The sequence below is a fragment of the Dehalococcoidales bacterium genome, from assembly GCA_030698765.1.
Lineage (GTDB): Bacteria > Chloroflexota > Dehalococcoidia > Dehalococcoidales > UBA2162 > JAUYMF01.
Window position 1 is genome coordinate 1 of sequence record JAUYMF010000066.1, and the last position, 6,624, is coordinate 6,624.

A 6,624-nucleotide genomic window follows, 5' to 3' on the forward strand; every position below is an offset into this window, starting at 1 on the left:
CGGGCGGTGCGGATATAGTCCTGGTGTACCACGTCAAGCATACTCGCCCTCATAATCCGGGCGGTATAAGCGGCGGGTAAGGCTGCCAGAGCGAAAGCGGGCATAATAATCTGGCGGATGTCACCCCATCCGCCGGTCGGCAGCCAGTGGAGCACTACCGAGAACAATATCATCAAAAGAATACCCAGGACGAACCCCGGTATACTGACGAAGATGGTGGAAATCAAGACTGAAGTATAATCAACGATTGAGTTTTGCCTGAGGGCGGCCGCCGTTCCCAGCGGAATTCCGATGAGCAAGGCAATGATAAAGGCGGTAAAGCCCAGCGTGGCTGTTTTGGGCAGACCCTCTAGCAATATCTGGGTAACTCCCCGGTTCTGGTAAGAATATGAAACTCCGAGGTCACCGCGCAGGGCACCCCAGATAAAATTGCCGAACTGGACGAAAAATGGCTTGTCCAGGCCGTATTTCTGGTTCAGATTGGCCACCACCTGGGGATCGAGCTGCTTCTCCTGGTCCCAGGGACCTCCGGGCACCAGGTGCATCAGAGAGAAAGTAATGAAGGCAACCACGAAGAGGACGAGGATAAGCCATAAAAAACGCTGTATTAAGTATTTACGCATATTCCTAAAAACCAGAGGACTCGGCGGATTAAGTTTAACCCACCGAGTCCAATCTAAGCATAAATTTATTGCAGCTGTTTATTCCCCAATATAGACTTCCCTCAGGAACAGGTCTCCGGCAACCCGGCCGTCCATACCGGTACTCTTGAGTCCCTTCACTTCAGGCTTGGAAAGGATGAATCTTTCCCGGTAGTACACCGGAATAATCGGAACATCAGCCATTATCATCTCTTGAGCGTCACCCCAAGCTCTAATTCGTTTGGTATTATCCAATTCCGACTTAGCCTGTTCAGCGAGGGCATCGAACTGCGGGTTGCTGTATTTGCTGAGGTTATTACCCTCTCCCGTGCCGAACAGTCCTGGCAGGAAGTTATCCGGGTCAGGATAATCAGCCCCCCAGGAAATCCATATCATATTATGTCCACCTCCAAGGAATAGCTGAACAAAAGCTCGCGGTTCCATTGGTTCAAGAGCGATATTTATCCCCAGGCCGTCTTTCAACTGTCCCTGAAGGAACTCGGCGATGAGTCTGTTGCCGCCGGTATCGGCATACTGGAACTTGAGTTCCGGCAGCTTGCTGACATCCTGATAGCCTGCCTCAGCCAGAAGCTGTTTCGCCTTAGCTAGGTCAAACTCATACTCCTTTCCCAGATTGGGGTCGTATCCGGGCATACCGGGTGGAACCCAGCTATAAGCCGGCTCTCCAACTCCATCTCTGACCTTGTCCACAAAAGAGACACGGTCGATAGCAGTGGCTATTGCCTGACGCAGTTTCAGGTTATCGAAAGGAGGCGATTGGACATTGAAAAAGAAGGCGTAAGTCCTGAGTTCGGCATAACGCACAATCTGCTGACTCAGTGTCGGGTCGGCAAGGGTCGCTTTCTCCGTACCCGGAGGAACATTGCTCATCTCAAGCTCGTTATTCCGGTAGGCGGCTATTTCAGCATTGACATCGGTAATCATCTTAAGCTGGATTTCGGTCAGTTTAGGTTTAACTCCCCAGTAATTCGGATTGGGTACAAGGGTTATATGGTCCTGATGCACCCATTCACTGAGCATGAAGGGACCATTACCGATGTAATTCGGCGCTTCCGTCCAGCTATCTCCATACTGAGTGATGATATCCTCTCGCAGAGGGAAAACGGGCCACAGCGCCATCAACTGGAGGAAGGTGGGGCGGGGTTGAGCCAGTGTAATCTGAAGGGTCCGAGCATCCAGGGCTTTAACTCCCACGGCATCCCTGAGATTCTCCTGGGTAGCGGTATCCTGCTCCCCGGACTTGTTATAGTCTTTGGCGCCGGCGATATCAAAATAGAAAGAGGCGTACTTCGCTGCCAGGGCCGGACTCAACATACGCTTAATACTGTATTCGAAATCCGCCGCGGTAACTTCCTCGCCATCGCTCCAGGTAACATCGTTACGCAATTTAAAGGTGTAGGTCTTGCCGTCGGCGGATATCCCGTTGTTGGCTACAGTCGGGATTTCGGTGGCAACCACCGGTTTCAGAGTAAGGTCCTGGTCAAAGCCCAGCAGCCCATCGAACACCTGCAAGATAACGGTCCTCTCGTTGGCAACATTAGCCAGGTTAGGGTCGATGGTAGCCGGTTCGCCGCCGATATTAACTCTGAGCACCTGAGGAACAGACTTGGCAGGGGCGGGCTGTCCTCCGCAAGCACCATAGAATAGCGTCGATAAAGCCACCAACACGGACACCAGATAGACAAGGGATTTATTCTTCATATCCCCTCCTTTTAAATGACCCGAAATCCATCAGTAAGTTACGGATAAATACCATATGGTTCCCACCCGTATTCATTGTGAATGGCGGGAACCATATGGTGGTAGTCTCAATATTTCTCCCGGCTAACGTATTATGTATCTAAAAGTTCCGGCATCAGGCATATAATCGGCTTTACCCGCTGATGCGGTTGCCTTTATACCCGCCTGAGTCTCCATAGACACCGCTATGGAATCACCGCTAATCTTGCCTATATCACTCAGGCTGAAGCTGAAGGTCAATTCGTTACCATTTACGACTGCCTGAAGGCTGGATAGTCCGGTGAGCTTACCGTCATGATATTTTATAAGGAGTGGAAGACCTCCGCTTAAATCCAGGTAAACTCGATACTGGAACTGGTCGGTGATATTTCCAGATACGCGCAGACTGATAGTCATAGTGGTGGAGTTATTCGATATGAAACCACTGATCAGGTCACCATCCGGGCTTGGTGAATCGCCCTCGGGATCCCAGGCGTGCACGTTGATATACTGGAATACCGACTGACCAACTCCACCGTCTTTATCCGTCACCGTAAGGGTAACGGTAAAGGTACCGAGTCTGGTGTAGATATGGCTGCCGGTTACGGTACCGCTGCCGTTGGTCTCGCTAACATCGCCAATCGAACTGGTGCCGTCACCCCAGTCCCAAACCGCCGTATGCGTATCGAGTATGCCGGGGTCTGTAAAGGCGGCGCTGGCGTTCATTTCATTATTGACCTGCGCAACCGTCGGCGCATCGATTGCTCCTACAGTCGGAGCAACATTGTTGACTGTTACTTTCAGGGTATCAGAACCGGAACCAAAATCATCATCATCGACGGTTACCGTTGCAGTGTAAACGCCGTTGTCGGCATAGACGTGACTGCTTCCCGAAACGGTTCCTGAACCATTGGTCTCAGTAACATTACCGTCCGAAGTGGTACCGTCACCCCAGTCATTAACCGCAGTATGCGTATCTTCAGTGCCGGTATCGTTGAACTGTGCCGGGTCAAGGGATACGGTATCACCTTCGTTAGCTGTCTTGTCAACGCCAGCTTCCACTGTCGGATTTAGATTGTTAACGGATACCACAGCGGTTGCATTTCCTGTTACGGTATCGTCATCGGTTACCCATACGGTAATCGTATAGTTATCCGATGACGTATTGCTCGGGTTATCATCCAGGTATTGGTGCGATGCCGTGAATGTACCGGAACCCGCACCCTGCGTGACAGGCAATGCTTCGACCATTCCGTCACCCCAGTCAACCTGCGCGGTATGCGTATCGAGAAGACTGAAATCGGTAAACGAGCCACTCAGGTCCGTAATGCCATTCTCGTTAATCGGTGATGTTACCGAAGTAATGGTTACGTCCGGAGCTATATCCAAGACAGTGACCGTGGTAAACGCCGTACCGATGCCTCCATTCGAGTCGGTCACTTTCACCTTGGTCTGGTACTGGTCCGACGGTGTGCCGATCGGGTTATCATCGGGATAGATATGCTGTACGGTAATCGTTCCGTTGGTTGTTTTACCACTGACTACATTACCATCTCCAAAATCCCAGACGTAGAATACAGGTGAAGTGAGGTTAGCGAAGTCAGGCAGTGTAGCCTGGAGGGTAACAGTCCGATTTTCATCAACCGTTATCTCAGGTACCGTCTCCACCTGGACGATGCTCAAATTAGCGCCTTTACCGGTAGCCGCAGCAATGTTACCGGCTCCGTCCACTACCTGTATCACGATAGCATCGCCTTCGGCGTACCCGGTTAATGTAATCGTCAGGCTGTTACTCGAAGTAGAAGTAATGGTACCGTTGCCAATCTGAAGTACGACTACCTGCTGAATACCGCTGGCATCGCTGGCATCTATGGTAACGACGACACCGACATCCGTCTGCTGGAGTTCTATACCACTTATGACAGGCGGTTGCCAGTCGGTGGAACTGGAATTCAGGAGCTCAAAGGTAAGAGTGTCATACAAACGCTGCGTACCTGTGACTATGCCCCCGTTTAAGTTTTCGGCACGGAATTGTCCCGGTATTACTACCAGTGTCTGTAAAAGTCCATCGCCTGTTTGCAGGCTATTGACCTTGGCAATCTCTGCCGGCCAGAAAGACGGTAGATAAATCTGCGGTTCATTCGGGTTTGCTTCCCATTCAACTGTCGGACGCGCAATTACAGGGTCAAAGTTGGGGGAACTACTTTCGGTAATGAAAGTCCCGCCGCTAAGCAGCACACCGTGTACCGGACTCGTTCCGCCCTCTCCCAGAGGAATAACCATGCGGGGTTGAATAGCTCTACCGGCAGTAGCCTGGGCATCACCATCTGCTGTGAAGTACGTGCCGTTAACAGTATTTACTTCCTGCCGGACATAGTCCGTACCCTCGTTAACGGTAACTGTGCTCGAGCTTTGGAACTGGGTACTGGCAGCGCTGAAACTGCCGGAACCGGTACCGGCAGTCGTAGTACTGGCGCTGACAGCATCAACGTTTAGCCGATACATCGGCAGACCGTAGAAAGTGGTTTGAATTGATGATTTCTCATCGAATACCGTCATCGCGCTCAGGCTGCTCAGGTATGTCCTTTTAGCATCCAACAGGGCTTTACCGGCCGGGACATCACTGTGGATAAGATTTTCAGCAAAGATGGTCAGCAATCTTTCCGTTCCGCCAATTCCTGCATCATCTCCGATACCGAAACCGGTGCTGGCAACATATATAGCCTGTTGCTGTGCCATAGCCTGAACAAAATCCAGTCCCGGGTCGATACCCAATCCGGCATCGACATCCTGTGAGCTATTTGCAGGCACGTTCAGTCCAGCGTGACAACCGATAGAGAAAACCAGCCGATGGAATAATGCCGTTGGCTCGCCAGCGGCCTGAGCAACATCGACGCTGCTGAGGAAGTCGCCGATGCCCTGGACGAACCCGCGCTCACTCAGGGCTGCATAGTGAGTAAAGTGCGCATTCAGAGACGTTATGTCCGGAGCCGAGCTTCCGTTCTGCCCCAGGAACTCGCTGAGCAGGAAACCGCGGTCCCAGTTGGAATCTATGGCGCGCGTAGTCGCCACCGCGTCATCAAGGAAATCTGCGGTCAGTTCAGCGCCATCGTTAAAGAAGTCGTAGCCAGTGACCAGAGCCGTTTCAGGGCTGAGCACGCCATCGACGGCGGGATCCAGGAAGGTAAGAGCGGCTTTGCTTATCTCTTGAGGTGTTTCCACCAGGCGGCCGATGGGAATATCAGGTATATAGAGCGCCCGTCCCTGCCAGGCAGTTGGTTGTTTATCCACATAGTAGTCATCGCTAAGGTTGTAGCCACCCAGCATACTGAACAGCAGCGGTGACCCCCACTTAAGATACGAGTTCAACGCGTAGAAGCGCTCATTGAACTTGGTCTCGTCAGGAACACGGCGGTGCGGAATAACCTCATCGCTGCCTACGAGGACGACATACTCTATGGTAGTATGGCTGGCAAGGTAATCCCGTATTATCGTCCTGATGGCAGACGAAACGTTATTTACTTCTACAATGCTGGCAGGCTGAGTATCCCATCCGACATAGATGTCGCTGGGTACCGAAATAATATCGCCCCGAACGGCGGAGTGCGCCGCCAGAGCCTGGAGATCTGCCGCCATAGAATTCCATTCATCTATGCCGTAAAGAGCTTCTATCCGCTGACGCTGAGTGACGAACAAAGTCAACGGAGAACCGCTTTGCGTACTTATCTCTTCGGTGTCAGATGTCTGCTGGTCAGATGAAACCAGTGATTCACCACTAATGTTGATTGGCTTGGGTATCGAAGTCTCAATCTGGAGCTCATAGGGTTCCGTACTGAAAATTCCGTTGGAGCCGATAACCACAGCGAAAATCCGTATTCCGTTATGTGCAACGTGACTGAGGAGAACCTCATTTTTCAGACCGCGGTTTGCCGAGAATCCTATTATCTTGGTGTTCCCATCAAGGATACTATCCAGACCAAGCTCGGAAACACTGATATCCGTTCCGCTAGTAGCACTGCCGTCCGCTCCGGTAAAGGACAGGACGGAAAGCGGACTCATATCGAAGTCGCTCATATCGAAGTCGCTCATGTCGAAATCACTCATGTCAAAGTCGCTCATGTCGAAGTCGCTCATGTCGAAATCGCTCATGTCGAAATCGCTCATGTCGAAATCACTCATATCGAAGTCGCTCATGTCGAAATCGCTCATGTCGAAGTCATTCATATTGAAGTTAGCCCAGACG

General features: G+C 51.5%; 3 protein-coding genes. All 3 read right to left on the reverse strand.

All coding sequences use genetic code 11. The annotated features are described in order from the left end of the window. The coding region (locus Q8Q07_03190; protein ID MDP3879298.1) for an ABC transporter permease at positions 1-623 on the reverse strand (623 nt) is incomplete at its 3' end. A gap of 78 nt (positions 624-701) precedes the next feature. Further along, complete coding sequence (locus Q8Q07_03195) at positions 702-2,363, reverse strand: peptide ABC transporter substrate-binding protein (protein ID MDP3879299.1); 1,662 nt, start codon at positions 2,361-2,363, stop codon at positions 702-704. Positions 2,364-2,486: 123 nt separating this feature from the next. Further along, positions 2,487-6,605 carry a PKD domain-containing protein gene (locus tag Q8Q07_03200; protein ID MDP3879300.1) on the reverse strand — a complete coding sequence of 1,373 codons (4,119 nt, stop codon included), beginning with the start codon at positions 6,603-6,605 and terminating at the stop codon, positions 2,487-2,489. Between the last annotated feature and the right edge of the window lie 19 nt (positions 6,606-6,624).